The following is a 26,921-nucleotide window of genomic DNA, read 5'->3' as shown; positions in this document are numbered from 1 at the left end:
TCACCGGCCTCCCCGTCGCCGGCTTCACCGGCACCCTGACCAGCCGTTACACGGACGGAGCATCCGGCGTCGTCCGCGCCAAGACCGGCACCCTCTCCGGCGTCCACACCCTCGCGGGCACCCTCGTCGACGAGGACGGCCGCCTGCTGGCCTTCGCGTTCATGGCCAACGGCACGGACGGAATCCTCCCCACCACGACCCAGAAGGCCCTGGACCGGATCGCCACCGCCCTGGCGGCGTGCGGCTGCCGGTGACGGACCCGCCACCCGCCCGCCCGCTCGGCCCGCCTGTTCCGGCCGGAGCCGGCCCCCGGCCCTCGCCGCCCTGCCCCAGCGGCGAGCGCTCACGTACGGTTGACGCATGACGAGCATCGGTGGTGCTTCAACCGGCATGGTCGACTGGAACCTCGCGGTCGCGACCGCGACCCGGCTCGTACGGCCGGGCCCCGAGGTCAGTCGCGACGAGGCCCGCGCCGTCGTCGCGGAGCTGCGCCGGCATGCCAAGGCATCGGAGGAACACGTCCGCGGATTCACCCGCCTGGGCACCGAGGAGGGCCACGACACCCCCGTCCTGGTCGTCGACCGCCCGGGCTGGATCCGGGCGAACGTCGCCGGATTCCGGGAAATCCTGCGGCCCCTGCTCGACAAGATGCAGGAACGACGCGGCAACACCCCGGGCGGCTCGGTCATGAGCGCCGTCGGCGGCAAGGTCACCGGCGTCGAACTGGGCATGCTGCTCTCCTTCCTCTCCTCCCGCGTCCTCGGCCAGTACGAGACCTTCGCCCCGGCCACCCGCGAACTCCCCAGCGGCAGCAACGGCGGCGGCCGGCTCCTGCTCGTCGCTCCCAACATCGTCCACGTCGAGCGCGAACTCGACGTCGACCCGCACGACTTCAGGCTCTGGGTGTGCCTGCACGAGGAGACGCACCGCACCCAGTTCACCGCCGTGCCCTGGCTGCGGGACCACCTTGAGGGTGAAATCCAGTCGTTCCTGCAGGAGACCGACGTCGACCCCATGACCGTCCTCGAACGCGTCCGGGAAGCCGCCCAGAGCCTCGCCGGAGGCCGCCCCGAAGCCGAGGAGGGCGACGGCGGCCGCTCCCTCGTCGAGATCGTCCAGACCCCCGCCCAGCGCGAGATCCTCGGCCGCCTCACGGCCGTCATGTCCCTGCTGGAAGGCCACGCCGACTTCGTGATGGACGGCGTCGGCCCGTCCGTCGTGCCCTCCGTCGGCGAGATCCGCGAGAAGTTCCAGCAGCGCCGCGCCAAGGGCGCCTCCCGCCTCGACCTGGCCCTGCGCAAACTCCTCGGCCTGGACGCCAAACTCCGCCAGTACCGGGACGGCGAACGCTTCGTACGGGCCGTCGTCAACGAGGTCGGCATGGACGGCTTCAACCGCGTGTGGACCTCGCCCAACACCCTCCCCACCAAATCGGAGATCGCCAAACCGGCGGACTGGGTCGCGCGGGTGCACCGCAGGGCCGAGTAGTGAACAACACGGGAAGGTCGTGAAGGGAAACCGGCCGACGGCAGGCGAACGCCCCTCCAATCACCCGTCCGAGGGACCGTGAGGCAGGGGTAGGCGTGCAATGCTCGGGGAACGGCCCGGTTCTGTCACCATCTACACACTCTGCGTGACCGACACGCGGGCTCACCCCCCGAAAACTTCATGAAGGGAACCGGACATGGGTCCCCATCCTGCGGTCGCGGCGATACGCCTGGCGGTCCGCCGCGTCCTCCACGACCTCCTCACCGAACACCACCGCGCCCCCGCCGCGGTGACGCACGCCCCCTCGCACGAGCACCCCCCAGGCTCTCGGCTGCGCTCGAGCAGGGAGGCACCCCCACCCCCGCCGCTCGTGCTCGTGGCATGCTCCGGCGGCGCCGACTCCATGGCCCTCGCCTCCGCCCTCGCCTTCGAATCCCCCAAACTCGGCATCAGGGCAGGCGGCATCACCGTCGACCACGGCCTCCAGCCCGGCTCCGACGCCCGCGCCGCGGAAGTCGTCCAGCGCCTGCGCGAACTCGGCCTCGACCCCGTCGACTCCGTCGCCGTCACCGTCGGCCGCACCGGCGGACCCGAAGCCGCCGCCCGCGACGCCCGCTACGCCGCACTCGACACCGCGGCCGAACGCCACGGCGCCGCCGCCGTCCTGCTCGGCCACACCCGCGACGACCAGGCCGAAACCGTCCTGCTCGGCCTCGCCCGCGGCTCCGGCATCCGCTCCCTGTCCGGCATGGCCGCGGTCTCGGGGGCCGGCGGCCGCTACCGGCGCCCCTTCCTGGAACTCGACCGGCAGACCGCACGCAAAGCCTGCATGGTCCAGTCCCTGCCCGTCTGGGACGACCCCCACAACGCCGACCCCGCCTACACCCGCTCCCGGCTGCGCCACGAAGGCCTGCCCGCCCTGGAGAAGGCCCTCGGCAAAGGCGTCGTCGAAGCCCTCGCCCGTACGGCCCAGCTCTCCCGCGACGACGCCGACGCCCTCGACTCCTGGGCCGGCCAGGCCGAGGCCACCGTCCGCGACGCCGCCGGACTCCTCGAATGCGCCAAGCTCTACGCCCTGCCGCCCGCCGTACGCCGCCGCATCCTGCGCCGGGCCGCCATCGCGGCCGGCGCACCCGCCGGATCACTCTTCGCCCGACACATCGAGGAAATCGACCGGCTGATCACCGGCTGGCGCGGTCAGGGAGCCATCAACCTCCCCGGCAAAGTCGTGGCCCAGCGGCAGGGTGGCAGACTGGTGATTCGGCAAGGCTGAACCACGACCCCTCCCCGCAGCCTGGCGGAGGGGCCGATCGGCCGGTGGGACGACCGAAAGTGATGCGGGTGGACGCGAAAGACATGGGTGCCGACCTCGAGAAGGTGCTCATCACCAAGGAAGAGATCGACGCCAAGCTGGCCGAGCTGGCAGCGAAGATCGACGCGGAGTACGCGGGCAAGGACCTCCTCATCGTCGGAGTCCTCAAGGGCGCGGTGATGGTCATGGCCGACCTCGCCAGGGCGCTGTCCACCCCCGTCACCATGGACTGGATGGCCGTATCCTCGTACGGGGCGGGCACCCAGTCCTCCGGTGTGGTGCGGATCCTCAAGGACCTCGACACCGACATCAAGGGCAGGCACGTCCTGATCGTCGAAGACATCATCGATTCCGGCCTGACCCTGTCCTGGCTGCTCTCCAACCTCGGCTCGCGCGAGCCCGCATCCCTCAAGGTGTGCACGCTGCTGCGCAAGCCCGAGGCCGCGAAGGTCGCCATCGACGTGGAATGGGTCGGCTTCGACATCCCCAACGAATTCGTCGTGGGCTACGGCCTCGACTACGCCGAGAAGTACCGCAACCTCCCGTTCGTCGGTACGCTCGCGCCCCACGTGTACGGCGGCTGACACCCCGGCCGCAGTGCCGTCACGGTGATCGGGAACCCCAGCGGGTTTCCCGCCGTTGGAGCAGGCGTAGGCGGGTCGCCAGCCGTCCCACGCGGCTTCAGGGGGCAATGCTGGGGTACCGTCCGAAGAACAGTCTTTATCAAACTCACTATGGCAGGAGGGACGGGGCGGCACCGCTCCGTATGGATGGACGTGAAGCGATACTTCCGTGGGCCGGTCATGTGGATCGTGCTGGCCGTCCTTGCCGTGGTCGTGTTGATGCAGGTCGTCGGCTCGTCCGGCGGCTACAAGACGGTGGACACCGGCCAGGTCGTCCAGGCGATCAACCAGAACAAGGTCGAGTCGGCCAAGCTGACCACCGGTGACGAGCAGACCATCAAGGCCGAGCTCAAAGACGGTGTGAAGGTCGAGGGCAGCTCGAAGATCCAGGCGAGCTACATCGGCGACCAGGGCGTCGACATCGCCAACACGCTGCAGAACAAGTACCAGGACAAGCAGATCCCGGACGGCTACACCGTTTCGCCGTCCAAGCAGAACCCGTTCGTCGGCATCCTGCTCTCCCTGCTGCCCTTCGTGCTGATCGTGGTCGTGTTCCTCTTCCTGATGAACCAGATGCAGGGCGGCGGCTCTCGCGTCATGAACTTCGGGAAGTCCAAGGCGAAGCTCATCACCAAGGACACCCCCAAGACCACCTTCTCCGACGTCGCAGGCTCCGACGAGGCCGTCGAGGAACTCCACGAGATCAAGGAGTTCCTCCAGGAGCCGGCCAAGTTCCAGGCCGTCGGCGCCAAGATCCCCAAGGGCGTCCTGCTCTACGGGCCTCCCGGCACCGGCAAGACCCTGCTCGCGCGCGCCGTCGCGGGCGAGGCGGGCGTCCCCTTCTACTCGATCTCCGGTTCCGACTTCGTCGAGATGTTCGTCGGTGTCGGTGCCTCCCGAGTCCGTGACCTGTTCGAGCAGGCCAAGGCGAACGCCCCGGCGATCGTCTTCGTCGACGAGATCGACGCGGTCGGCCGCCACCGCGGCGCCGGCCTCGGCGGCGGTCACGACGAGCGCGAGCAGACCCTCAACCAGCTCCTCGTCGAGATGGACGGCTTCGACGTCAAGGGCGGCGTGATCCTCATCGCCGCGACGAACCGCCCCGACATCCTCGACCCGGCGCTGCTGCGCCCCGGCCGTTTCGACCGGCAGATCGCCGTCGACCGCCCGGACATGCAGGGACGCCTGGAGATCCTCAAGGTCCACCAGAAGGGCAAGCCGGTCGCGCCCGATGTCGACCTGTCGGCCGTCGCCCGCCGTACGCCCGGCATGACGGGTGCCGATCTGGCCAACGTGCTGAACGAGGCCGCCCTGCTGACGGCCCGCAGCGACCAGAAGCTGATCGACAACCACATGCTGGACGAGGCGATCGACCGTGTGGTCGCGGGCCCGCAGAAGCGGACCCGGATCATGTCGGACAAGGAGAAGAAGATCACCGCGTACCACGAGGGCGGACACGCCCTGGTCGCGGCGGCCTCCCCGAACTCCGACCCCGTCCACAAGATCACGATCCTGTCGAGAGGCCGCGCCCTCGGCTACACGATGGTGCTGCCGGACGAGGACAAGTACTCGACCACGCGCAACGAGATGCTGGACCAGCTGGCCTACATGCTGGGCGGCCGCGCGGCCGAGGAGCTCGTCTTCCACGACCCGACCACGGGTGCCGCCAACGACATCGAGAAGGCCACGGGCCTGGCCCGCGCGATGGTCACGCAGTACGGCATGACCGAGCGTCTCGGCGCGATCAAGTTCGGTGGCGACAACACCGAGCCCTTCCTCGGCCGTGAGATGTCTCACCAGCGCGACTACTCGGAAGAGGTCGCCGCGCTCGTGGACGAAGAGGTCAAGAAGCTCATCGAGACCGCGCACAACGAGGCCTGGGAGATCCTGGTCGAGAACCGCGACGTCCTCGACAACCTCGTGCTGCAGCTGCTGGAGAAGGAGACGCTGGGCAAGGAGCAGATCGCCGAGATCTTCGCCCCCATCGTCAAGCGCCCGCCCAGGCCCGCCTGGACCGGCTCCTCCCGCCGCACGCCGTCCACCCGTCCGCCGGTCCTCTCCCCCAAGGAGCTGGCCCTGACGAACGGCGCGAACGGCGCGACGCCGGCCATCTCCACCGCGAAGAGCACCGCGGCGGAGCCCGCCCCGGCGCCCGAGCGGACCCCGGAGGACCGCCCCGAGAGCTGACCGAGCTCTCCCGGCGGCCCACCGCCCCGGAATGGATGCCGCGCCCCCCAGGTTCTAGCCTGGGGGGCGCGGCTTTTCGCCATTTCCGCAGGCCGCCCCGCGAAGGACACAGGAACGAGGCATCAGATGACCGACCCCGTGACGCTGGACGGCGCCGGCCATATCGGCGAGTTCGACGAGAAGCGCGCCGAGAACGCGGTACGCGAACTCCTGATCGCGGTCGGCGAGGACCCGGACCGGGAGGGTCTCCGGGAGACGCCGGCGCGGGTGGCGCGGGCGTACAAGGAGATATTCGCGGGTCTGTGGCAGCAGCCCGAGGACGTTCTGACGACGACGTTCGACATCGGGCACGACGAGATGGTCCTCGTGAAGGACATCGAGGTGTACTCGACCTGTGAGCACCATCTCGTACCGTTCCGGGGCGTCGCGCACGTCGGGTACATCCCGGCCACCAGCGGCAAGATCACCGGGCTGTCCAAGCTGGCCCGGCTCGTGGACGTCTACGCCCGCCGCCCGCAGGTGCAGGAACGACTCACCACGCAGATCGCGGACTCCCTGATGGAGATCCTGGAGCCGCGCGGGGTCATCGTGGTCGTCGAGTGCGAGCACATGTGCATGTCCATGCGCGGGATCCGCAAGCCGGGCGCCAAGACGCTGACGTCGGCCGTACGCGGCCAGCTGCGGGACATGGCGACGCGGAACGAGGCGATGAGCCTCATCATGGCGCGCTGAGACGCGCTGAGGCCTGCTGAAGGCTCGCGTCAGACGGTCGGGGCGACCCCCGTGCCGTCGTTCTCGTCGTCCTCGGGGAGTTTGCAGACGCGCTCCAGGAAGATCGCTGCCGCTATGACGCCGATGCCCGCGACGACGGAGAGGCCGGCGTAGATGGCCTGGTCGCGGCGGGCGGGGATGTCGAGGGATTCCAGGAGGAAGACGCCGGTGCCGCCGTACATGCCGGCGACCAGGGCGGCGACCAGGGCGCTGGCGTGGCCGAAGACGACCGCGCGGGCCGCCATGAGGGGGTCGACGCCCTTGGCCTCGGGGCGGCGTTCGCGCTGGGCCTTGAGACGGGCGCGGATCGAGAGTGCCGTGGCCAGCAGGACCACGGCGATCACGGCGAGGACGATAGGGGCGGCCAGGGGGACGCTGGGGAGCGTTCCGACCGAGTTCCACAGGCGGGCGCCCGCCCAGGACAGGACGGCGGACACGACGAAGACGCCGGCCAGCACCCTGATACGCAGCTCTCTCACGGTGTCCCTTCGGTTCCCCCGGCTTGCGGCCCGGTTCGCGGCCGTCTTGACCTTAACGGCTACTCGGGCAGCCGGAGTTCCAGGTCCTGGCGGGGCACCACGCCGTCGCGGGTGACGGTGTCCAGGAGGCCGGCGACAGGTCCGCGGCCGGGCAGCTGCGCCTCGGGGTCGAGGTCGTGCCAGGGGGCGAGGACGAAGGCGCGTTCGTGGGCGCGGGGGTGGGGGAGGGTGAGCTGCGGGTCGTCGGAGACGACGTCGGCGTAGGAGACGATGTCGACGTCGAGGGTGCGAGGGCCCCAGTGTTCGTCGCGGACGCGGTGGAAGGCCTCCTCGACCGCGTGGGCGCGCTCCAGGAGCGAGGACGGCGGGAGGGTGGTCTTGAGGACCACGACGGCGTTGAAGTAGGCGGGCTGGCTGCCGGGGTCGACGCCCCAGGGCTCGGTCTCGTAGACGGGGGAGACGCCCTTGATGCGCAGGCCGGGCGTGTCGCCGAGGGCGTCGACGGCTCCCTGGAGGGTTTCCAGGCGGTTGCCGAGGTTGGAGCCGAGGGCGACCACGGCCCATTTGGGGTTGGACAGGGTCGTGTCGGCGGCGTCGACCTGCTCGACGACGGAGGCGGGTACCGGCTGTACGGTCGGGTCGCTGGGTCCCTGGATGAAGGGCGCGGTCATGCTCGGCTCCGGGTGATGGTGACGGTCACGTCGTCGAAGGGGACAGTGATCGGGGCGTCCGGTTTGTGGACGCAGACCTCGACCTCCTGTACTCCCTCGTGCTTCAGACAGACCTGGGCGATGCGTTCGGCGAGCGTCTCGATGAGGTCGACGGGCTCGCCCTGGACGACGGCCACGACCTCCTCCGCCACGATGCCGTAGTGCACGGTCTTCGCCAGGTCGTCGTCGGCCGCGGCCGGTCGGGTGTCGAGGCCGAGGACGAGGTCCACGATGAAGGTCTGGCCCTCTTCGCGTTCCTTGGGGAACACGCCGTGGTGCCCGCGGGCCTTCAGGCCGCGCAGCGCGACACGATCCACGCGAATCACTCCTGCAATCGTCGGTCAGGGCCGGTCGGTGCCGTGTGCGGTCGGCGCACCGGCCTCGGTCGAATCTACCTGCGCGCACGGAGGGGGCCGGGCCACGGGGTGGGGGCTCTGGCCGGGCCCGGCAGGATTCATCCAGCGTTTCCCCTGGGGAATCCGCCGGTGCACAGGTTGGTAGCCGCCCCTACCCGGGCGTCCGTGATTCCAACCACTTCCTGCCGCCTACCCACTCAGCCGGGGGTGTCGTCCTGTTCGTCCTCGTCGGTTTCGGCCAGGACGGGGGAAGCGTGGTGCGACCAGAGTTTCCACCCCTGGGGCGTGCGCCGGAACACGTTGGTGGCGACCACGAGCTGCCCGACGAGCGGGCCGAGCTCCTCGCCGGCTCCTTCGGGGGCGGGGCCGCCGCTGAGGATGTTCTCGGTGCAGTTGACCAGGGCGGTGTCGCCCGTGACGGAGACGTGCACGTCGGTCAGGAAGAACTGGATGTAGTCGGTGTTCGCCATGATCAGGGCGTAGGACCGGAGGACCTCGCCGCGGCCGGTGAGGACGGGCCAGCCGGGGTGGACGCAGGAGACCACGCCGGTGTCGGCCGGGTCGTGGTACGACTCGTCGACGCCCAGGTCGGCGGGGGTGAGCCAGAGCGACGCGAGTTCCTCGAAGTCGCCCTGTTCCAGTGCCTCGTAGAAGGCGGTGTTGGCGGCCTCGACCTGCTCGACGTCGGTGTGCGGGGCGCTCACCGGGCTCCTTCTGCGCCGGTGCCCGTGCCGCGCGCTCCCGCGATGGCGCGGGCGACCCGGACGGCGTCGGCGGTGGCGCGTACCTCGTGGACGCGGACCGCCCAGGCGCCGGCGTGGGCGGCGAGTGCGGAGACGGCGGCGGTGGCGGCGTCGCGTTCGCGTGCGGGGGGTGGGGGGCCGTCGGGGCCGGCGAGGACGCGGCCGAGGAAGCGTTTGCGGCTGGCGGCGACGAGCAGTGGGTGGCCGAGGGTGAGGATCCGGTCGAGGCCGGCGAGGAGGGCGAGGTCGTGTCCGGCGTCCTTGGAGAAGCCGAGGCCGGGGTCGACGACGATGCGCTGGGGGGCGATGCCGCCGGCCAGGACGGCCTCCACGCGCGCGTGCAGCTCGTCGACGACTTCGGTGACGACGTCGGTGTACTCGCCCCGGACGTTGCCGCCCTGGAGGAAGCCGCGCCAGTGCATGACGACGAAGGGGGCGCCGGAGTCGGCGACGGCGGGGATCATGCGGGGGTCGGCGAGGCCGCCGCTGACGTCGTTGACGAGGGCGGCGCCGGCCGCGAGGGCCCGTTCGGCGACGGAGGCGCGCATGGTGTCGACGGAGACCGTGACGCCTTCGGAGGCCAGGCCGCGGACGACGGGGACGACGCGGCGCAGTTCCTCGTCCTCGTCGACGCGGGTGGCGCCGGGGCGGGTGGACTCGCCGCCGACGTCGACCAGGTCGGCGCCTTCGGTGACCAGGTCGAGGCCGCGTTTGACGGCGGCGGTGGTGTCGAAGAAGCGGCCGCCGTCGGAGAAGGAGTCGGGGGTGACGTTCACGACTCCCATGACCGCGCAGCGGTCCCATTCCGGTAGGCCCGCCACGCGCCCGCGTCCGCTCTGGTTGCTCATATGTTCAGCGTAGGCCCCGGCGGGGGCCACGAGGCGCTGCGGCCCGGGCGACGGCCCCGTGCGAGGCGGGGTCAGGCCGCCCGGACCTCCCGTTCCGCGGTGGTGGCGTGGATGGCGTGGGCGCAGGGGCGGGGGGTGGTGAGGCGCCGGCGGCGCAGGATGCGCGGCAGGGGGAGGGCGAGGGTGACGAAGCCCTCGGCCTGCATGGCGGCGAAGCCGATGCGGGGCAGGTCGGCGGAGGCGCGGTAGACGACGAAGCGGGGCTCCCAGCGTGGCCGGAACTTGGCGTTGAACTTGTAGAGGGACTCGATCTGGAACCAGCGGGAGAGGAAGACGAGCAGTCCGCGCCAGGCGCGCAGCACGGGTCCGGCTCCGATCTTCTCGCCGCGGGCGAGGGCCGCGCGGAACATGGCGAAGTTGAGGGAGACGCGTGCGATGCCCAGTGTGGGGGCCGCCTGGAGGGAGGCGACGATCAGCAGTTCGTTCATGCCGGGGTCGGCCGAGCGGTCGCGGCGCATCAGGTCCAGGGAGACGCCGTCGGTGCCCCAGGGCACGAAGTGCAGGATGGCCTTGAGGTCGCCGTAGGGGCCGGGGTGCTCGTCCTGTTTGTGGGCGGTGGCGATGAGGCAGTCGCCGTCGGCGGGGTCGCCGACGCGGCCGAGGGCCATGGAGAAGCCGCGTTCGGTGTCGGTGCCGCGCCAGTCGTCGGCGGCCTGGCGGATGTGCTCGAGTTCGGCTTCGCCGAGGTCACGGACACGTCGTACCCGGGTTTCGTAACCGGCGCGCTCGATGCGCTTGACCATCTGGCGCACGTTGCGCATCGCGCGGCCGGCGAGGGAGAAATCCGCGACGTCCACCACCGCCTCGTCGCCGAGTTCGAGGGCGTCGAGCCCGGTCTCGCGGGTCCACACCTCGCCGCCGGTCTCGGAGCAGCCCATGACGGCGGGGGTCCAGGAGTGGGCCTTGGCCTCGTCCATGAAGCGTTCGATGGCTCCGGGCCAGGCCTCGACGTCGCCGATCGGGTCGCCGCTGGCGAGCATCACGCCGGAGACGACGCGGTAGGTCACGGCCGCCTTGCCGCTGGGGGAGAAGACGACGGCCTTGTCGCGGCGCAGGGCGAAATGGCCGAGGGAGTCGCGGCGTCCGTGCTTGTCCAGCAGGGCGCGCAGCCGGGCCTCGTCCTCCTCGGTGAGCTGTGCGGCGGGGTGTTCGGGGCGGAAGGCCAGGTAGATGGTGGTGACGGCGGTGAGCAGGCCGAGGGCGCCGAGGGAGAAGGCGACGGTCCAGGAGGTGTCGCCCTGGTAGTCGACGGGGCCTTCGAAGCCGAAGAGGCCGTAGATGACGTGGGTGATGCGGTCGGCGAGGCTGGGGTCGCCGATGATGCGCTCGCCGTGGACGCTGACGACGATCAGGCCGAGCAGGAGTGAACCGGCGCTCATGAGGACGAAGTTGGCGAGTGCCCGCCAGCGGCTGCGCGGGTCGGGCAGGGCGTTGAACTGGTCGCGGTGGCGCAGCAGGGGTGCGAGCAGGGCCAGGGAGATCAGTGTGCCGACGAGCGAGTGCCGGTAGGTGAACTGGGCGACGGCGCCGGCGGGCAGCAGCGCCACCGCCGCGCGCCAGGCCCGGCGCTTGCCGCGCTTGAGGCCGTGGGCGAGGAGGAGCAGCAGCACGCCGGTGCTGAGGGACAGGGCGGCGGCGAACGGGCCGAGCGCGCCGGGCAGGACCTCGGCGATGGCGTGCATCCTGCTGTTCCGGAAGCGGGGGAAGACGCCCGCGGCGATGTCCAGGACGCCCACCAGGGCGCAGGCTCTGCCGACGAGAACGGGGACGGCTTCGGGGCGTGGCCCGCGCAGTATCCGGCTCACCCGGCCCGGACGGTTCGTGCCGCTGCCGCGACGCGGAACCTCGCCCGACATTTCCTCATCTGTCCTGACAGACATCGCATCCCGTAGTTCTGCGAGAGACCTTGGATCCGGTGCCGATTCGGGCATCCGGCGACATTGCGCCCTCTAGGACGGTGTCTCGGGGGAAGAGGTTCACTCCCCACGTCAAAGCCGTTTCAAAGGCCGAGGAAAGTCCGGGACAAGCCCTTGCGAAGGGTTGAACGCGAGGGCCCGGACGGAGAGCGCGAGCAGGTGACCGACGTATGGGTCTGACGAGCAACATGGTGCTGGTCCTGGTGGTGTTGTCCGCCGTGCTGCTGTTCGCCGGCACCGTCTGGGTCTGGCCGCGGCTGGCCCGGCGCAGTTGGCGTGCCGTGGGCGGGCGGGTCGGTCTGCTGCTGGGCACGCAGCTGGCCCTGTTCGCCGCGGTGGGTCTGGCCGCCAACCAGGCCTTCGGGTTCTACGCGAGCTGGGCCGATCTGTTCGGGCAGGAGAAGGACCAGGGGGTGGTCGTCGACCACACGCCGGGCGGCGGCCCGTTGGAGGTGGTCGGCTCGCGCCGGGTGCCGGGGACGGGCAGTGCGCTGCCGCAGGCGGGCGGGCGTGTCCAGCAGGTCGACATCGTGGGCCGTACGACCCGCATCGCCACGCCCGCGTACGTCTATCTGCCGCCGGAGTACTTCCAGCCGCGGTACCGCGCCCACCGGTTCCCGACGGCGGTCGTGCTGACGGGGTATCCGGGTACGGCGTCGGCGTTGGTGGAGAAGCTGCGTTATCCGCGTACGGCACTGGAGCTGGCGCGGGCGGGCCGGGCGGAGCCGATGATCCTGGTGATGCTGCGGCCGACGGTGGCGCCGCCCCGGGACACGGAGTGCGTCGACATCCCGGGCGGGCCGCAGACCGAGTCGTTCTTCGCGAAGGATCTCCCCGACGCGTTGCGCACGCACTACCGGGTGGCGGAAAAGCCGGGCGGCCTCGGCATCATCGGCAACTCCACGGGCGGCTACTGCGCGTTGAAGATCGCCCTGCACCATCCCGATGTGTACGCGGCGGGGGCGGGCTTGTCCGCGTACTACAAGGCGCCGATCGACGCGACGACCGGCGATCTCTTCCAGGGCGACAAGGCGCTGCGCAATCGCGCCGACCTGGGGTGGTACATCGCGCACATGCCCGCTCCCGATACGTCCCTGCTGGTCAGCAGCAGCAAGCAGGGAGAGGGCAACTACAAGGAGACACTGAAGTTCATCGAGCGGGTGGAAGGCAACGGGGGGACGCGGATCTCGTCGATCATCCTCGAAAGCGGCGGCCACAACTTCAACACCTGGCGGCGTGAGATTCCGGCGGCGCTGGAGTGGATGAGCGGACGGCTGGGCGGGCGTTGAGAATGATCTTGGGAATTGATGAGCGGTCGATTCCGCTTCTTCCCGAGTTCTGATGCGGTGTGAACGTTTCGGTGTGGCTTTGTTTTTGCGGGGTGGGTCACCACGATTCGCCTACGCGCGGTAAGTTTCTGGCCATGCCACGTGGACGTCACCGCCATTCCCCGCCCCTGCACAGGATGCTCCCCCCGTCGGCGATCGCAGGCGTCTCCCTCGTCTGCGCCCTGGGGCCCTGGGTGTTCACGGAGCCGATGGTGCTCCGCGGTCTGGCCGCGGCAGCCGCGGCGACGGCGATCATCGGCGCGTTCGTGCTGCGCCGTTGGGACGCCCAGGCGGGCAAGCGCGTCGCCGACCTCACGCGCGCGCGTGCGAGCGACGAGTGGCGCTTCGAGGAACGGGTCGCCGAACTGGAGGCCGACCTCGATGAGTCGCGCGAGCTGCGCGGGAAGCTGGAGCAGCGGCTGCGCGCCAAGCGCACGGAACTGGCCGGGCTGCGCAACGAGCACGCCGCGCTGCTGCGCCGGTACGCCACGTCGGAGACCGAGCGCGCGAGCGTCCTGGAGGAACGCCGGGTGCTCGAGATAGAGGCGACGGCTCCGGTGCGGGCCGCGCTTCCTGCGGGTACGTCGGACACGGCGGAGGCCGCGCCCGAGCCGGACGAGGCGGCTGACGCCCTCGCCGTCGAGGAGGGGCCCGAGGTTCCCGCGGTGTTCTCGCCCGAGGGTTCCCGGCTGTTCCTGCGGGCCGCTGCGGCGCTCGCCCGGTTCGACGGCGAGACCGTCCCGGTGCCGGACCCGGACGGGGGCGGCGACGGCGTTCCGAAGGGCGAGGACGCGGAGCCCGGGCAGGAGCCGAAGCAGGAGCAGGCGGAGCAGGAGCAGGAGCAGGCGCCGGAGGACGAGGCCGGGACCGGGGCGCAGGAGCGCTCCGAGGCGGCCGACGGGCACGAGCGGGCGACGGCCGAGACGGGCGGCGAGCGTTCCGCGCAGGCCGCCGAGGCCCCCGAGCCGGTCGCAGACACCCCCCAGGCGTCGGCGCCGGACGCCGGGACCCCGGTGCAGCCCGGCGGCACCGGGCGGCTCCCGGAGGCCGCGCGGGCCGACGAGACGGCCCGGACCGAGCAGCCCGGAGGCCGGCTCTCCGGCCACTACACCGTGCCCACCGCCGTGGCCGTCCCGCCGCAGGCGCCGGTGCGGCGGCCGTCGGCCGGGGGCGGGTTCGACTTCTTCGGCACGAAGGCCGGCACGTCCCGGGCGGCCCTGGAGGCCGTGCAGAACGAGGACCTCGCCGATGTCGTCGGCCAGGAGGCGCTCGCCCTGCACAAGGCCGAGACCGAGGCCCGCTACAAGCCGGTCGACGAGGAGTCGCGCGGTATCGGCCAGGTCATCGACCTGACGGCGCACGACGAGACAGAGCAGATCGACGTACAGGGACTGCGCAGCGCGGTGTCCTGAGGCGCGTTCGCGAGTGTGCTCCCACGGAGGGCCCCCGGCTACGGCCGGGGGCCCTCCGTGCGTCGCCCCCGGCCACCCCCGGAGGCTCTCGGCGCGTCGGGGGTCACGCCATCCAGCGGTCCGGCCGTGCGTCCCTGCGTCCCGTCCGGGACCGTTCCGCCTGCGCCGCCAGCAGCTGGCGCGCCTCGGCCGCGTCCCGCAGGCGGGCCCGCACCGTCTTGTTCGCGCCCGTGTCCACACACACGTCGGCGACGCCCCGGGCCCGCTCCCACGGCCCCTGCGTCATCCGTACGCTCTGCACCTTGGCGTGCGGCACCAGCGCCAGGCTCCGCCGCAGCAGCCCGGAGCGGGACGCGAACACCGCGTCCGTGACGGCCAGTCCGTAGCCGCGCCACCACAGCGGCACGCACCAGCGGGCCGCGCGCGGCGCCGGTGACAGAGCCGAGGGCTCCGGCACGCTCACCCCGGGCAGCACGCGCGCGACGACGTCCTCGGCGATCTCGCGCGGAGCGACCGGCACCAGCACGGAGTTGGACGAGCCGGCCACGTCCAGCTCGACGCGCACCCAGCCGCGCCGCCGCCACAGCAGCGGTTCCACGAGCCGCACGGTCTGGACGCGTCCGGGCGGCACCGTCTCGTGGGCCCGGTCCAGCAGCCCGTGGTCGATGCGCAGCCCGTCGGGCGACTCGCCCACCGTCCAGTCGTACTCGGCGACGAACCGCCCGACGCTGCTCGCGCCGGCCGCGCCCAGCAGGGGCAGGGCGACCGCGAGGACCGTCCACAGGCTGTGGGTGAGCAGCCACAGCACCGGCGGGACGACGAGCGCCGCGGCCAGCGACCCCCAGGTCGCCCCCGTCAGCACCAGCGACAGGGCGAGGACCCGGGGCGGCACCCGCAGCAGCTGCCGGGACGGGGCCTCGCCGACCTCGTGCGCGGTCTCGGGTGCGAAACCGGCCGCCCGGGCGAGCAGTTCGGCCCGCAGCGCCCGGGCCTCGTCGGCGCCGAGGAAGGCCAGCTCGTCCTTCTTGTCGGTGCCTATGACGTCGAGTTTGAGCTTGGAGACGCCCGCGACCCGGGCCAGCAGCGGCTGGGTGATGTCGATGGCCTGGATCCGCTCCAGCCGGATGTGCGCGGTGCGCCGGAAGAACAGCCCGGTACGGATGCGCAACTCGCTCTCGGTCACCGCGAAGTGCGTGAACCACCACGAGCAGAAGCCGTAGAGGGCGGCGGCCGGGACGAGCACGGCCAGGCCGATGAGCAGCGTGGTCGTCGTCAGCCGGGTCAGCTGGCGCTGCGCACCGTCGGGGTCGTGCACGGCCCAGCCGATGAGCACGGCGACCGGTGCCCAGGCGCGGCGCAGCGGGGTGACGGGGTGCAGCCGCCGCTCGGTGACCTCGGTGACCTCGGTGACGGCGCCGGAGGCCCCGGCGGCTTCGGGCGCCGTCACAGCCCCGCCGACCGGGCTTCGCCCAGCTCGGTGAGCCGGTCGCGCAGTCGTTCCGCCTCGGCCGGGTCCAGGCCCGGGATCGTCGCGTCGGTCGCCGCGGCGGCCGTGTGGAGCTGCACGCTGGCCAGCCCGAAGTGCCGCTCCACGGGCCCTGAGGTGACCTCGACCAGCTGCATCCGCCCGTACGGCACGACCGTCTCCTCGCGCCACAGCACGCCCCGGCTGATCAGCAGGTCGTCGGCGCGCTCGGCGTACCGCCAGGAACGCCAGTTGCGCTCGGTCATCACCCAGCCCCAGGCCATCAGCGCCAGCGGCGGCAGCGCGAAGGCGGCCCAGGCGGGACCGGCCAGCAGTCCCGGCAGCAGCCCGGCGGCCAGGGCGATCAGCCCGAGCCACACGACCAGCAGCAACCGCCGCATCTTCAGCAGGCCGGGCGGCAGCGCGATCCACACCGGCTCGTTCCCGACGGCCTCGATCGTGCCCTGCGGCCCGTCCGGCCCCGTGTCCTGCGGACTCCCCGTCTCCATGGGGCCAGCGTACGTAGGGGAGACTGTGTCCATGACTCCTACGACGGAGACCATGGTCGGAATCGGCGGCGCCGCGGAGAGCACCGACATGGTGCTCAACATCGGGCCGCAGCACCCGTCCACCCATGGCGTGCTGCGGCTGAAGCTCGTCCTGGACGGCGAGCGCATCAGGCACGCGGAACCGGTGATCGGCTATATGCACCGGGGCGCGGAGAAGCTGTTCGAGGCGCGCGACTACCGCCAGATCATCATGCTCGCCAACCGCCACGACTGGCTGTCGGCGTTCTCCAACGAGCTGGGCGTGGTCCTCGCCGTGGAGCGGATGCTCGGCATGGAGGTCCCCGAGCGCGCCGTGTGGCTGCGCACGCTGCTCGCCGAGCTGAACCGGGTGCTCAACCACCTGATGTTCCTCGGCTCGTACCCGCTGGAGCTCGGCGGGATCACCCCGATCTTCTACGCGTTCAACGAGCGCGAGGAGCTCCAGCACGTCATGGAGGAGGTCTCCGGCGGGCGGATGCACTACATGTTCAACCGGGTGGGCGGCCTCAAGGAGGACCTGCCGGCCGGGTGGACCACCCGCGCGCGCACGGCCGTCGCCGACGTGCGCTCCCGGATGGACCGCTTCGACGACCTGGTGCTCGGCAACGAGATCTTCCGGGGCCGCACCCGGGGCGTGGGCACCCTCACCGCCGAGGCCGTGCACGCCTACGGGGTCAGCGGGCCGATCGGGCGCGCCTCGGGCGTCGACTTCGACCTGCGACGGGACGAGCCGTACCTTGCCTACGGCGAGCTGGCCGATGTCCTGAAGGTGGTCACCCGGCAGGAGGGCGACTGCCTCGCCCGCTTCGAGTGCCTCCTGGAGCAGACGCACAACGCCCTCGACCTGGCCGACGCCTGCCTGGACCGGCTCGCCGAGCTGCCGCCCGGGCCGGTCAACCAGCGGCTGCCGAAGGTCCTGAAGGCACCCGAGGGCCACACGTACGCGTGGACCGAGAACCCCCTCGGCATCAACGGCTACTACCTCGTCAGCAAGGGCGAGAAGACTCCGTACCGGCTGAAGCTGCGCTCGGCGTCGTACAACAACATCCAGGCGCTGACGGAGCTGCTGCCGGGGACGCTGGTGGCGGACATGGTGGCGATCCTGGGGTCGATGTTCTTCGTGGTCGGCGACATCGACAAGTAGCGCCTGGAAGGGGTCCTCGACGAGCGCCTGGATGTGCTGTCCCGGGGCACCTAGAAGGGGTCCTCGACGCCGACGGGCTGCACCAGCCAGCCGAAGTCGCCGAGCCCGCCCGGCGCGGTGAGCTCGGCGGCCTCTCCGGCGCTCGCGAGGGCGCGCACGTAGGCGGCGGGGTCGGTGGAGGCCAGTGTGAGCGGGGGGCGCGCGCCGGTCACGCCCAGGGTGCGCAGCGCCTCGCGCTGGGGGAGCACGCGCCCTCCGGGCAGCGCGCAGGCGTCCAGGGCGACGTGCGCGGTGATGTCGCAGGAGCCGTCCGGGACCGGTGTCGTCTCGCGGCCCCCGCGGAAGCCGGTCAGCGTCCCGAACGGGGGCCGGGTGTCCGCCGTGTGCGCGTAGTCCACGGCCACGGCGAGCCCCCGCCCGAGCGTCGCGACCGCCGCGGCCCACGCCTCGTCCCGGGGCAGGCCGACCTCGGCCCGCAGCCCCTCCTCGCCGGGCAGCGGCCACCACCGCTCCAGCCACCGCGCCTGCGCCCCGTCCACCGGCTCCCCGAGCCGCTCGCTCCCGTCCTCGCGGACCAGTACCAGCCGCGCGACGCCCTCGGCGTCCACCTCGGCGACCTCCAGGGGCACGTTGTCCAGCCACTCGTTCGCGAACAGCAGCCCCGTCGTCCCTCGTGGGGGCTCGGCCAGCCACTCGATCCGGTGATCGAGCCCCGCGGGCCGCTCGGCGATCTCGACGGCGCACACGCGCGTGCGGGCCGCCACGTCCGCGGGCAGAGCGGCGAGCACCCCGCCGGCCAGCTCGCCCCGCCCGGCCGCCATGTCGACGAAGTCCAGCACCGCGGGCCGCCCCAGTGCCTCGTCGACGCGGCACAGCAGCCGCGCCACGGCACGGGCGAACAGGGGCGAGGCGTGCACGGACGTCCGGAAATGCCCGGCCGGTCCCTCCGCGCGCCGGTAGAAGCCCCCCGGCGCGTACAGGGCGTCCTGCGCCGCCGCACGCCACCCGCGCCACTCCTGGCACTCGTCCCTCGTCCCTGACGTCACCGGGCCAGGCTATGCGGACACAACGAACGCAACTCCACCTTGCGGAGTACGCGCGCCCGGTGCGGATCGGCCCTCCGGTTGACCCCTGCACCTATCGCGCTTCCCTACGCTGGGTTACGTGCAGCGCCTCTATGACTTCCTCCGCAGGCACCCGATGTGGGTCGACGGCTTCTGGGCCGTGGTCCTCCTCGGGATTTCGGTCGTGGGCGGGGCGGCGGGCGAGCAGGTCGGCCCCTGGGCCGTGGTCGTTCCGATCACGGTGCTGCTGAGTCTCGTGGTCGCGCTGCGCCGCCGGATGCCGGAGAAGATGCTGCTGCTGGCGGCCGCGGTCGGCGTGGTGCAGCTGGTCACCGACGTGGCGATCCTGCCCGCGGACTTCGCCATGCTGGTGATCGTCTACACGGTCGCGGTGGAAGGCGCCCGCTGGGCCTCCCGCTTCGCGCTGGCCGCCGGCCTGTGCGCGGCCCCTCTGGCGCAGCTGCGCTGGTCGAACGAGCAGACGGGCGTGGCGGGCGACATCGCCCTGGCCATCCTCCAGACCGTCCCCTTCGCCCTCGCCTGGGTGCTCGGCGACTCCATCCGCACCCGCCGAGCCTACTTCGCGCAGCTGGAGGAGCGCGCCGCCCGCCTGGAGAAGGAGCGCGAGGCGCAGTCCAAGGTCGCCGTCGCCGCCGAACGCGCCCGGATCGCGCGCGAGTTGCACGACGTCGTCGCGCACAACGTGTCGGTGATGGTGGTGCAGGCCGACGGCGCCGCCTACGTCCTCGACGCCGCGCCCGACCAGGCGAAGAAGGCCCTGGAGACCATCTCCTCCACCGGCCGCCAGGCCCTCGCCGAGATGCGCCGCCTGCTCGGCGTGCTGCGCACCGGCGAGCACCAGGAGGCCGGCGAGTACGTGCCACAGCCCGACGTGCAGCAGATCGAGGACCTCGTCGAGCAGTGCCGCACCTCCGGACTGCCCGTCGACTTCAAGGTCGAGGGCACGCCCCGCCCGCTGCCCAGCGGCGTCGAACTCACCGCCTACCGCATCGTGCAGGAGGCGCTCACCAACACCCGCAAGCACGGCGGGGCCAACGCCGGCGCGAGCGTGCGCCTGGTCTACTTCGACGACGGACTCGGCCTGCTCGTCGAGGACGACGGCAAGGGCGCCCCGCACGAGCTGTACGAGGAGGGCGGGTTCGACGGCCAGGGCCACGGCCTGATCGGCATGCGCGAACGGGTCGGTATGGTCGGCGGCACCCTGGACGCCGGCCCGCGCCCGGGCGGAGGATTCCGCATCAGTGCCCTGCTGCCGCTCAAACCCGCGCACTGACACCGGCGCACGCCCCCTGCTGACACCTGTAACGACCCCCATGGAAGAGGCCCGATGACGATCCGCGTGATGCTCGTCGACGACCAGGTGCTGCTGCGCACCGGGTTCCGGATGGTGCTCGCCGCCCAGCCGGACATGGAGGTCGTGGCGGAGGCGGGCGACGGTGTCGAGGCCCTCCAGGAACTGCGGACGACCGAGGTCGACGTGGTGCTGATGGACGTCCGCATGCCCAAGCTCGACGGCGTGGAGACGACCCGCCGGATCTGCGCCGACACCGACCCGCCGAAGGTGCTCATCCTGACCACCTTCGACCTCGACGAGTACGCCTTCTCCGGGCTGAAGGCGGGCGCCTCCGGCTTCATGCTCAAGGACGTGCCGCCCGCCGATCTCCTGGCCGCCATCAGGGCCGTGCACAGCGGTGACGCGGTCGTGGCGCCCTCCACCACCCGGCGGCTCCTGGACCGCTTCGCGCCGATGCTGCCGGGCACCAAGCAGCCCCAGCACAAGGAGCTGGAGCGGCTCACCGAGCGCGAGCGCGAGGTCATGGTGCTGGTCGCGCAGGGCCTGTCCAACGGCGAGATCGCGGCGCGGCTGGTGCTGTCGGAGGCGACCGTGAAGACCCACGTGGGTCGCATCCTGACCAAGCTCGGGCTCAGGGACCGGGTGCAGGTCGTGGTGCTGGCCTACGAGACGGGGCTGGTGCGGGCCGGCGGACACGGCTGACCCGCGGACCGGTTCCCTCCGGCCAACGGAGGATCACCTGAGGATCCCTTCCAGGAACTCGCTGCCGAGCCGGGCCACCACCGTCACGTCCAGCTGGTGCAGGACGTAGCGCCCGCGGCGGCGGGTGGTGATCAGGCCCGCCTTCTTCAGCACGGCCAGGTGCCGGGATATCTCCGGGGCCGTCATGCCGTGCACCTGCGCCAGCTCGCTGGTGGTGTGCGCGCTGCGGGCCAGATGGCGGCACATGCGCATCCGGACCGGGTGGGACAGCGCGGTCATCCGCATGGCCAGCTGCTCCAGGGTCTGCGGCGCGGCGAGCTCCGGGGAGCCGACCGGGTAGTGCAGCACCGGCTGCCAGCCGTACCGGTGCAGGACCATCAGATGCGGCCAGCCCAGGCTGGTGGGGACGAGCAGCAGGCCGCCGTCACCCGTGGCCGTACGGCCGTCGCCCAGCTTGTCGACCGTGATGCGGCCGGCGGCCTCGTCGAGTGTGATCGCCGGGGACACCGCGGCCAGCGCCTCCGCCAGGCCCCGGCGGCGCAGCAGGTCCGTCTTGTGCCGGGCGTCCGCCGCGAGCTGGTGACGCAGCCGGGCCCAGGCCTCCGCGAAGAACGCCTCGTCGCAGTCCCGGAGGAACTGCCGCAGCCACGCCCGGATCCGGGGCGGGTCGGCCAGCAGCCGCTCCCCGAAGTGCAGTTGCCGCGGTCCGCGCGCGGCGGCCAGGTCCAGCGCCCGGCGGCGCGTGTCCGGGTCGGACAGCGCCGTCGGCCCGCACTCCCCGTAGCCGGTGGCGCAGGTGAACTCCAGCGCCGCGTCCACGAACTGCTCGTCGGACAGCTTGTCGAGCTGGTCCAGCTCCTCGGCGAGGGTGGCGCCCGGGAGCGCGCGCCGGTCCGGCAGGCCCGCCCAGGGCAGGAACAGGTCCGAGAACGTCGTCCGCCACAGGAAATCCGCCTCGCACATCCGGTCGGCCAGGTGCGGGTCGAGGCGGGCCGTCACACCCGTCACCCAGCCCTGCAGGCCCGGGTGGTGGGCCGGTTCGGACAGCGCGTGCAGCGCCATGCCCAGCTCCGCCAGGGGCGAGGGCACGACGGCGGCCTCCTGCGGCCGCAGCCCCGCGATGTCGATGTGCACGCTCATGCCCTCATGGTGCACCCGGCCACCGAGAACGCCCCCGCCGATTGACGGGCCCCGTCAATCGACGCGACGCCGCCCCCGGCACGGGCGCACGGTGGGGCCACCGGGGCAGCCGCGGAGCCTTCGGACCTCCATCACCCCGTCCCGCAGAGGCGATTCACCATGAGCGTCACACAGCAGCACCTCCTCGACACCTACCGCGCCCTGACCCTCGGCGAGCCCGCCCCGCCCGCGCCGGGCACGCACGACCGGCGGGTCGTACGGGAGCGGCGCTCCCGCGCGGACCTCGCGGGGCGCCCGGCCCGCCACGGGCTCCGGGGCGCCCTGAGCCGGTGGCGGCGGCGCCCTACCTGACCTGTTCCGGCAGCCGGGCCGTGAACTCCGCCACCGCCGCCTTCACGTCCTCGGCCGTCCACTCCAGCCCGTCGGCCCGCACGTGCACCTCCGTGAGCGCCAGGCCGGGCCCGCCCCGGTCCCAGGCGCCTGCGAACAGCACCACCCCGGTCTCCTCGGCCGTGCGGACCGCCGCCTCCGCGATGACGTCCGGCTCGTACGGCAGCCACACCTGGAAGTCGTGGGTGTGCGGCACCTCCGGGTGCACGCGCGCCCACGGCACCCCGGCCGCCGCGAACCCCTCGCGCAGGGCGGCGGCCACCACGCGCGCGTGGGCCACGTACTCCGGCAGCCGGGGCAGTTGCCGCTCCAGCCCGATCAGCGCCGAGAGCGCCGTGGGGAACTGCTGGAAGACCATCCCGCCGTACCGGTGCCGCCATGTCCTCGCCTCCTCGATGAGCTCCTTCGGGCCGGCGAGGGCCGCGCCGCCGAAGCCCTCCAGGGACTTGTAGAACGACACGTAGACGCTGTCGGCCAGGCCCGCGATCTCCTCCAGGGGGCGGCCGAAGTGGACGGTGGACTCCCACAGGCGGGCCCCGTCGAAGTGCACCACCGCGTCCCGTTCCCGCGCGGCCTCGACGACCTCGGTGAGCTCCTCCCAGGTGGGCAGGACGAAACCGGCGTCCCTGAGGGGCAGTTCCAGCATCAGCGCCCCGAACGGCTCCTCGAAGTCGCGCACCTCGGCGGCGGTCGGCATCCGCGGCTCCCCGGTCAGCCGCACCGGGCGCAGGCCGCCGACCTCGCTGAACGCGTTCCGCTCGTGCACCTCGGGATGGCTGAGCGCGTGCAGGGCGACGGTCGGGTTCCCGGTGCGGCCCGCCCAGCAGCGCAGGGCCACCTGCTGGGCCATCGTGCCGGTCGGGAAGAACACGGCGGCCTCGGTGCCGAGCAGCCCCGCCACCTTCGTCTCCAGCGCCTCGACGACACCGTCGCCGTAGATGTCGGACAGCTCGTCCAGGTCGTGGACGCTTTCGGCCTCCTCCAGCAGCGCCAGGCGCTCCCGGAGGGTGCGGTGGAAGCCGAAGCGCGCGAACACGCGCCGGGCCGAGCGATGGGCGGCCAGCCGCCGCTCCCGCAGCCGTGCGCCCCGGTCGTCGGCCGTCACCTGATCGTCGTGTTCCGCCGTATCGGTCATCCCCGGATCCTCCCTCGCGAGCCTGCCGCCGGGCATCCGCATTTCCTTACGCCGGCGCCGTGGATGGCCGCACGGGCATGCACAGCCTGTGGACAACCGAACGCCCCTCGAACCGATCGCGTTAACATGACGAGAAATCGTCCGGTACCCGGAGCGGACTGGAACGGGAAGGCCGCCGTCGAGTGAACACAACCCCACAGCCAGACCCCAAGGACCGCCCCGCGCGGCTCACCGTCGGCGTCGTCGGCGCCGGCCGCGTGGGTCCCGCGCTGGCGGCATCCCTGCAACTCGCCGGGCACCGCCCGGTCGCCGTCTCCGCGGTCTCGGAGGCATCCCGGCGCCGCGCCGGGCAACTGCTGCCGGACGTGCCGGTGATGCCGCCCGCCGAGGTGCTCCAGCGGTCCGACCTGGTGCTGCTGACCGTTCCCGACGACGCCCTGCCCGACCTGGTCACCGGCCTCGCCGACACCGGCTCCGTCCGGCCCGGGCAGCTCCTCGTGCACACCTCCGGGCGGTACGGCGCCCGGGTCCTCGACCCCGCCCTGCGCGCGGGCGCGCTGCCGCTCGCCCTGCACCCCGCGATGACCTTCACGGGCACGCCCGTGGACGTCCAGCGGCTGGCCGGCTGCTCCTTCGGCGTCACCGCCCCCGAGGAGCTGCGCCTGGCCGCCGAGGCCCTCGTCATCGAGATGGGCGGCGAGCCGGAGTGGATCGCGGAGGAGAACCGGCCGCTCTACCACGCGGCGCTCGCCCTCGGGGCCAACCACCTGGTCACGCTGGTCGCCCAGTCCATGGAGCTGCTGAGCGCGGCGGGCGTCTCGGCCCCCGACCGGATGCTCGGCCCGCTGCTCGGCGCCGCCCTGGACAACGCCCTGCGCTCCGGCGACGCGGCCCTCACCGGCCCGGTCGCGCGCGGCGACGCGGGCACGGTCGCCGCGCATGTGACCGAGCTGCGCCGGCACGCCCCGCAGACCGTCGCCGGCTACCTGGCGATGGCCCGCGCGACCGCCGACCGCGCCCTCGCCCACGGCCTGCTGAAGCCGGAGCTCGCCGAGGACCTCCTCGGGGTACTCGCCCACGGGACCGACGGCACCGAAGGGGACGCCCGATGACCACCACCCTGCTGCGCACCGCGGGCGAACTGCACGCACGCACGCGTACGGGCCGCCGCGCCGTGGTGATGACCATGGGGGCGCTGCACGAGGGCCACGCCACACTGATCCGCACCGCGCGCGGCATCGCCGGACCGGACGGCGAGGTCGTCGTCACCGTCTTCGTCAATCCGCTCCAGTTCGGCCAGGGCGAGGACCTCGACCGCTACCCGCGCACCCTGGACGCCGACCTCGCCCTCGCGCAGCGGTCGGGCGCGGACGTCGTGTTCGCCCCCGCAGTGGACGAGGTCTACCCGGGCGGCGAGCCCCAGGTCCGCATCACCGCGGGCCCCATGGGCGAGCGCCTGGAGGGCTCCTCCCGCCCAGGCCACTTCGACGGCATGCTCACCGTCGTCGCCAAGCTGCTGCACCTGACCCGCCCCGACGTCGCCCTGTACGGCCAGAAGGACGCCCAGCAGCTCGCGCTGATCCGCCGCATGGTGCGGGACCTGAACTTCGGCGTGGAGATCGTCGGCGTGCCCACGGTCCGCGAGGAGGACGGCCTGGCCCTGTCCAGCCGCAACCGCTACCTGTCGGCCGCCGAGCGGCGCACCGCCCTCGCCCTGTCCGGGGCCCTGTTCGCGGGCCAGGACCGGCACGCCGCGCAGGAGGCACTGCGCGCCCGGGCCCGCGAAGTGCCCGCCACGCGCGCGCGTGCCGAGGCGCTCAGCGCCATAGGGGAGTCCCGCGCGGCGGCCGACGCGCACGCCGTGGCGACGGCCGTCCCGGGCGGCCCGGCGGCCGTCCGCGCTGCCGCCCGCCAGGTCCTCGACGAGGCCGCCCGCCTCGAACCGCCCCTCGTGCTGGACTACCTCGCCCTGGTCGACCCGTCCGACTTCACCGAGATCGGGGACGACTTCACCGGCGACGCGGTCCTCGCCGTCGCCGCCCGGGTCGGGGCGACCCGGCTGATCGACAACGTCCCCCTCACCTTCACCAGCTTCGGAGCCGCCTCGTGACCACCACAGGCATACGACTGCACGCCCCCGCCGCCGGGTGGTCCATCGCCGCGGACGTGGTCGTCGTCGGCTCCGGCGTCGCCGGGCTGACCTCCGCCCTGCGCTGCGAGGCCGCGGGCCTGCGGACGGTCGTCGTCACCAAGGCCCGGCTCGACGACGGCTCCACCCGCTGGGCCCAGGGCGGCATCGCCGCGGCACTCGGCGAGGGCGACACCCCAGAGCAGCACCTCGACGACACCCTGGTCGCGGGCGCCGGCCTCTGCGACGAGGACGCGGTCCGCCTCCTGGTCACCGAGGGCCCCGACGCCGTACGCCGCCTCATCGAGACCGGCGCCCGGTTCGACGAGTCCTCCGAAGGCGATCTCGAACTGACCCGCGAGGGCGGCCACCACCGCCGCCGCATCGCCCACGCCGGCGGTGACGCCACCGGCGCCGAGATCTCCCGCGCCCTGGTCGAGGCCGTCCGCGCGCGGGGCGTGCGCACCGTCGAGAACGCGCTCGTCCTGGACCTCCTCACGGACGCGGAGGGCCGTACCGCCGGTGTGACCCTGCACGTCATGGGGGAGGGCCAGCACGACGGCGTCGGCGCCGTCCACGCCCCCGCGGTGGTCCTCGCGACCGGCGGCATGGGCCAGGTCTTCTCCGCCACCACCAACCCGTCGGTGTCGACGGGCGACGGCGTGGCGCTCGCGCTCCGGGCGGGCGCGGAGGTCAGCGACCTGGAGTTCGTCCAGTTCCACCCGACCGTGCTGTTCCTGGGCCCGGACGCGGAGGGCCAGCAGCCCCTGGTCTCCGAGGCCGTGCGCGGCGAGGGCGCCCATCTGATCGACGCCGACGGCGTGCGCTTCATGGTCGGGCAGCACGAACTCGCCGAGCTCGCCCCCCGCGACATCGTCGCCAAGGGCATCCTGCGCCGCATGCTGGAGCAGGACGCCGAGCACGTGTACCTCGACGGCCGGCACTTCGGCGCGCAGATGTGGGAGCACCGCTTCCCGACGATCCTGGCCGCCTGCCGCGCCCATGGCATCGACCCGGTCACCGAGCCCATCCCGGTCGCCCCGGCCGCCCACTACGCCTCCGGCGGCGTCCGCACCGACGCCCACGGCCGTACGACCGTCCCCGGCCTGTACGCGTGCGGCGAGGTCGCCTGCACCGGCGTGCACGGAGCCAACCGGCTGGCGTCCAACTCCCTGCTCGAAGGCCTCGTCTACGCCGAGCGCATCGCGGACGACATCGTGGCGAGCGGCCTGCCCGCGCGCGTGCCCCAGCCGGTCCCGCACCCCGAGATCCCCGAGCACCCGCTGCAGAACCCCGAGGCCCGCTTCACGATCCAGCGGATCATGACCGGCGGGGCTGGCGTCCTGCGCTCGGCCGGCTCCCTCACCAAGGCCGCCGACCAGCTCCAGCGCCTGCACACCGACGCCCGGGAGGCCCTCGCCGAGCACGGCAAGACGGCCGAGGCCGGCGTCGACACCTGGGAGGCCACCAACCTCCTGTGCGTGGCCCGCGTCCTGGTCGCCGCCGCGCTGCAGCGCGAGGAGACCCGGGGCTGCCACTGGCGCGAGGACCGCCCCGAGCGCGACGACACGGCCTGGCGCCGCCACATCGTCGTGACCCTGAACCCGGACCGCACGCTGGCCGTGCACACCACGGACACCACACACTTCCCCCCTAC

Annotated in this window: 26 protein-coding genes; 15 read left to right on the top strand and 11 right to left on the bottom strand. The window is 72.6% G+C overall.

Annotated elements, in window-relative coordinates; genetic code table 11:
• The 6 genes from K4G64_RS25630 to folE all read left to right on the top strand — a co-directional run.
• Window positions 1–254: D-alanyl-D-alanine carboxypeptidase (locus K4G64_RS25630; RefSeq protein ID WP_221758361.1), on the top strand; the 254-nt coding region annotated here is incomplete at its 5' end.
• Between the two features lie 106 nt (window positions 255–360).
• Window positions 361–1,488, top strand: a complete 1,128-nt coding sequence (locus K4G64_RS25625; RefSeq protein WP_221758360.1) for a zinc-dependent metalloprotease — start codon at window positions 361–363, stop codon at window positions 1,486–1,488.
• 196 nt (window positions 1,489–1,684) lie between these two features.
• Window positions 1,685–2,761 carry a tRNA lysidine(34) synthetase TilS gene (gene tilS, locus K4G64_RS25620; protein ID WP_221758359.1) on the top strand — a complete coding sequence of 359 codons (1,077 nt, stop codon included), beginning with the start codon at window positions 1,685–1,687 and terminating at the stop codon, window positions 2,759–2,761.
• Window positions 2,762–2,823: 62 nt separating this feature from the next.
• Complete coding sequence (hpt, locus tag K4G64_RS25615; RefSeq protein ID WP_053669745.1) at window positions 2,824–3,384, top strand: hypoxanthine phosphoribosyltransferase; 561 nt, start codon at window positions 2,824–2,826, stop codon at window positions 3,382–3,384.
• A gap of 186 nt (window positions 3,385–3,570) precedes the next feature.
• Window positions 3,571–5,610 carry an ATP-dependent zinc metalloprotease FtsH gene (gene ftsH, locus K4G64_RS25610; protein ID WP_221758362.1) on the top strand — a complete coding sequence of 680 codons (2,040 nt, stop codon included), beginning with the start codon at window positions 3,571–3,573 and terminating at the stop codon, window positions 5,608–5,610.
• 126 nt (window positions 5,611–5,736) lie between these two features.
• Window positions 5,737–6,342 (top strand): GTP cyclohydrolase I FolE, encoded by a 606-nt coding sequence (gene folE / locus K4G64_RS25605; RefSeq protein WP_031106706.1) that lies wholly within the window; start codon window positions 5,737–5,739, stop codon window positions 6,340–6,342.
• 29 nt (window positions 6,343–6,371) lie between these two features.
• Here folE and K4G64_RS25600 read toward each other — a convergent pair whose 3' ends face one another.
• From K4G64_RS25600 to K4G64_RS25575, 6 genes are all read right to left on the bottom strand, one after another.
• Window positions 6,372–6,860, bottom strand: a complete 489-nt coding sequence (locus K4G64_RS25600) for a DUF3180 domain-containing protein (RefSeq protein WP_221758358.1) — start codon at window positions 6,858–6,860, stop codon at window positions 6,372–6,374.
• Window positions 6,861–6,919: 59 nt separating this feature from the next.
• Window positions 6,920–7,531 carry a 2-amino-4-hydroxy-6-hydroxymethyldihydropteridine diphosphokinase gene (folK, locus tag K4G64_RS25595; RefSeq protein WP_221758357.1) on the bottom strand — a complete coding sequence of 204 codons (612 nt, stop codon included), beginning with the start codon at window positions 7,529–7,531 and terminating at the stop codon, window positions 6,920–6,922.
• On the bottom strand, window positions 7,528–7,887 hold the full coding sequence (gene folB / locus K4G64_RS25590; protein WP_221758356.1) for a dihydroneopterin aldolase: 360 nt from the start codon (window positions 7,885–7,887) through the stop codon (window positions 7,528–7,530). The genes folK and folB overlap by 4 nt, the downstream gene beginning before the upstream one ends.
• 236 nt (window positions 7,888–8,123) lie before the next feature.
• On the bottom strand, window positions 8,124–8,630 hold the full coding sequence (locus tag K4G64_RS25585) for a nuclear transport factor 2 family protein (protein ID WP_221758355.1): 507 nt from the start codon (window positions 8,628–8,630) through the stop codon (window positions 8,124–8,126).
• Window positions 8,627–9,517, bottom strand: coding sequence for a dihydropteroate synthase (gene folP / locus K4G64_RS25580; protein ID WP_221758354.1), 891 nt, complete (start codon window positions 9,515–9,517; stop codon window positions 8,627–8,629). The genes K4G64_RS25585 and folP overlap by 4 nt, the downstream gene beginning before the upstream one ends.
• Window positions 9,518–9,588: 71 nt before the next feature.
• Complete coding sequence (locus K4G64_RS25575) at window positions 9,589–11,433, bottom strand: phosphatidylglycerol lysyltransferase domain-containing protein (RefSeq protein ID WP_221758353.1); 1,845 nt, start codon at window positions 11,431–11,433, stop codon at window positions 9,589–9,591.
• 230 nt (window positions 11,434–11,663) lie between these two features.
• On the opposite strand from K4G64_RS25575, the gene K4G64_RS25570 reads away from it, so the two are divergent.
• Together K4G64_RS25570 and K4G64_RS25565 are read left to right on the top strand one after the other, a co-directional pair.
• Window positions 11,664–12,782 carry an esterase family protein gene (locus tag K4G64_RS25570; RefSeq protein ID WP_221758352.1) on the top strand — a complete coding sequence of 373 codons (1,119 nt, stop codon included), beginning with the start codon at window positions 11,664–11,666 and terminating at the stop codon, window positions 12,780–12,782.
• A 176-nt stretch (window positions 12,783–12,958) separates the two neighbouring features.
• Entirely contained in the window at window positions 12,959–14,233 is a 1,275-nt protein-coding gene (locus tag K4G64_RS25565; protein ID WP_374206447.1) for a hypothetical protein, read from the top strand.
• 103 nt (window positions 14,234–14,336) lie between these two features.
• Here the strand turns inward: K4G64_RS25565 and K4G64_RS25560 are convergent, their stop codons facing one another.
• Window positions 14,337–15,680: a PH domain-containing protein gene (locus K4G64_RS25560; RefSeq protein WP_221758350.1), complete on the bottom strand. Its 1,344-nt coding sequence runs from the start codon at window positions 15,678–15,680 to the stop codon at window positions 14,337–14,339.
• Window positions 15,677–16,207 carry a PH domain-containing protein gene (locus tag K4G64_RS25555; RefSeq protein ID WP_221758349.1) on the bottom strand — a complete coding sequence of 177 codons (531 nt, stop codon included), beginning with the start codon at window positions 16,205–16,207 and terminating at the stop codon, window positions 15,677–15,679. Before K4G64_RS25555 ends, K4G64_RS25560 begins: the two co-directional genes overlap by 4 nt.
• Window positions 16,208–16,238: 31 nt before the next feature.
• On the opposite strand from K4G64_RS25555, the gene K4G64_RS25550 reads away from it, so the two are divergent.
• On the top strand, window positions 16,239–17,390 hold the full coding sequence (locus tag K4G64_RS25550; protein ID WP_221758348.1) for an NADH-quinone oxidoreductase subunit D: 1,152 nt from the start codon (window positions 16,239–16,241) through the stop codon (window positions 17,388–17,390).
• 50 nt (window positions 17,391–17,440) lie between these two features.
• On the opposite strand, the gene K4G64_RS25545 is transcribed toward K4G64_RS25550, so the two are convergent.
• Entirely contained in the window at window positions 17,441–18,436 is a 996-nt protein-coding gene (locus tag K4G64_RS25545; RefSeq protein WP_221758347.1) for an SAM-dependent methyltransferase, read from the bottom strand.
• 118 nt (window positions 18,437–18,554) lie between these two features.
• On the opposite strand from K4G64_RS25545, the gene K4G64_RS25540 reads away from it, so the two are divergent.
• A complete protein-coding gene (locus tag K4G64_RS25540; protein WP_221758346.1) occupies window positions 18,555–19,748 on the top strand; it encodes a sensor histidine kinase in 1,194 nt (397 codons plus the stop codon).
• 54 nt (window positions 19,749–19,802) lie between these two features.
• Window positions 19,803–20,471: a response regulator transcription factor gene (locus K4G64_RS25535; protein WP_097218660.1), complete on the top strand. Its 669-nt coding sequence runs from the start codon at window positions 19,803–19,805 to the stop codon at window positions 20,469–20,471.
• Between the two features lie 33 nt (window positions 20,472–20,504).
• On the opposite strand, the gene K4G64_RS25530 is transcribed toward K4G64_RS25535, so the two are convergent.
• Complete coding sequence (locus K4G64_RS25530; RefSeq protein WP_221758345.1) at window positions 20,505–21,611, bottom strand: DUF5937 family protein; 1,107 nt, start codon at window positions 21,609–21,611, stop codon at window positions 20,505–20,507.
• A gap of 159 nt (window positions 21,612–21,770) precedes the next feature.
• On the opposite strand from K4G64_RS25530, the gene K4G64_RS25525 reads away from it, so the two are divergent.
• On the top strand, window positions 21,771–21,962 hold the full coding sequence (locus K4G64_RS25525) for a hypothetical protein (RefSeq protein WP_221758344.1): 192 nt from the start codon (window positions 21,771–21,773) through the stop codon (window positions 21,960–21,962).
• On the opposite strand, the gene K4G64_RS25520 is transcribed toward K4G64_RS25525, so the two are convergent.
• Entirely contained in the window at window positions 21,955–23,136 is a 1,182-nt protein-coding gene (locus K4G64_RS25520) for a low specificity L-threonine aldolase (protein ID WP_260460960.1), read from the bottom strand. The genes K4G64_RS25525 and K4G64_RS25520 overlap by 8 nt on opposite strands.
• Before the next feature lie 182 nt (window positions 23,137–23,318).
• Here K4G64_RS25520 and K4G64_RS25515 point away from each other — a divergent pair, with 182 nt between their 5' ends.
• From K4G64_RS25515 to K4G64_RS25505, 3 genes are all read left to right on the top strand, one after another.
• Window positions 23,319–24,248, top strand: a complete 930-nt coding sequence (locus K4G64_RS25515; protein ID WP_221758342.1) for a Rossmann-like and DUF2520 domain-containing protein — start codon at window positions 23,319–23,321, stop codon at window positions 24,246–24,248.
• On the top strand, window positions 24,245–25,246 hold the full coding sequence (panC, locus tag K4G64_RS25510) for a pantoate--beta-alanine ligase (protein ID WP_221758341.1): 1,002 nt from the start codon (window positions 24,245–24,247) through the stop codon (window positions 25,244–25,246). Before K4G64_RS25515 ends, panC begins: the two co-directional genes overlap by 4 nt.
• Window positions 25,243–26,921: L-aspartate oxidase (locus K4G64_RS25505; RefSeq protein ID WP_221758340.1), on the top strand; the 1,679-nt coding region annotated here is incomplete at its 3' end. The genes panC and K4G64_RS25505, both read left to right, overlap by 4 nt.

This window comes from Streptomyces sp. WAC04114 (genome assembly GCF_019733245.1).
Lineage (GTDB): Bacteria > Actinomycetota > Actinomycetes > Streptomycetales > Streptomycetaceae > Streptomyces > Streptomyces massasporeus_A.
Note: the sequence above shows the minus strand (reverse complement) of the source record. Positions and strands in the feature narration are given on the sequence as shown.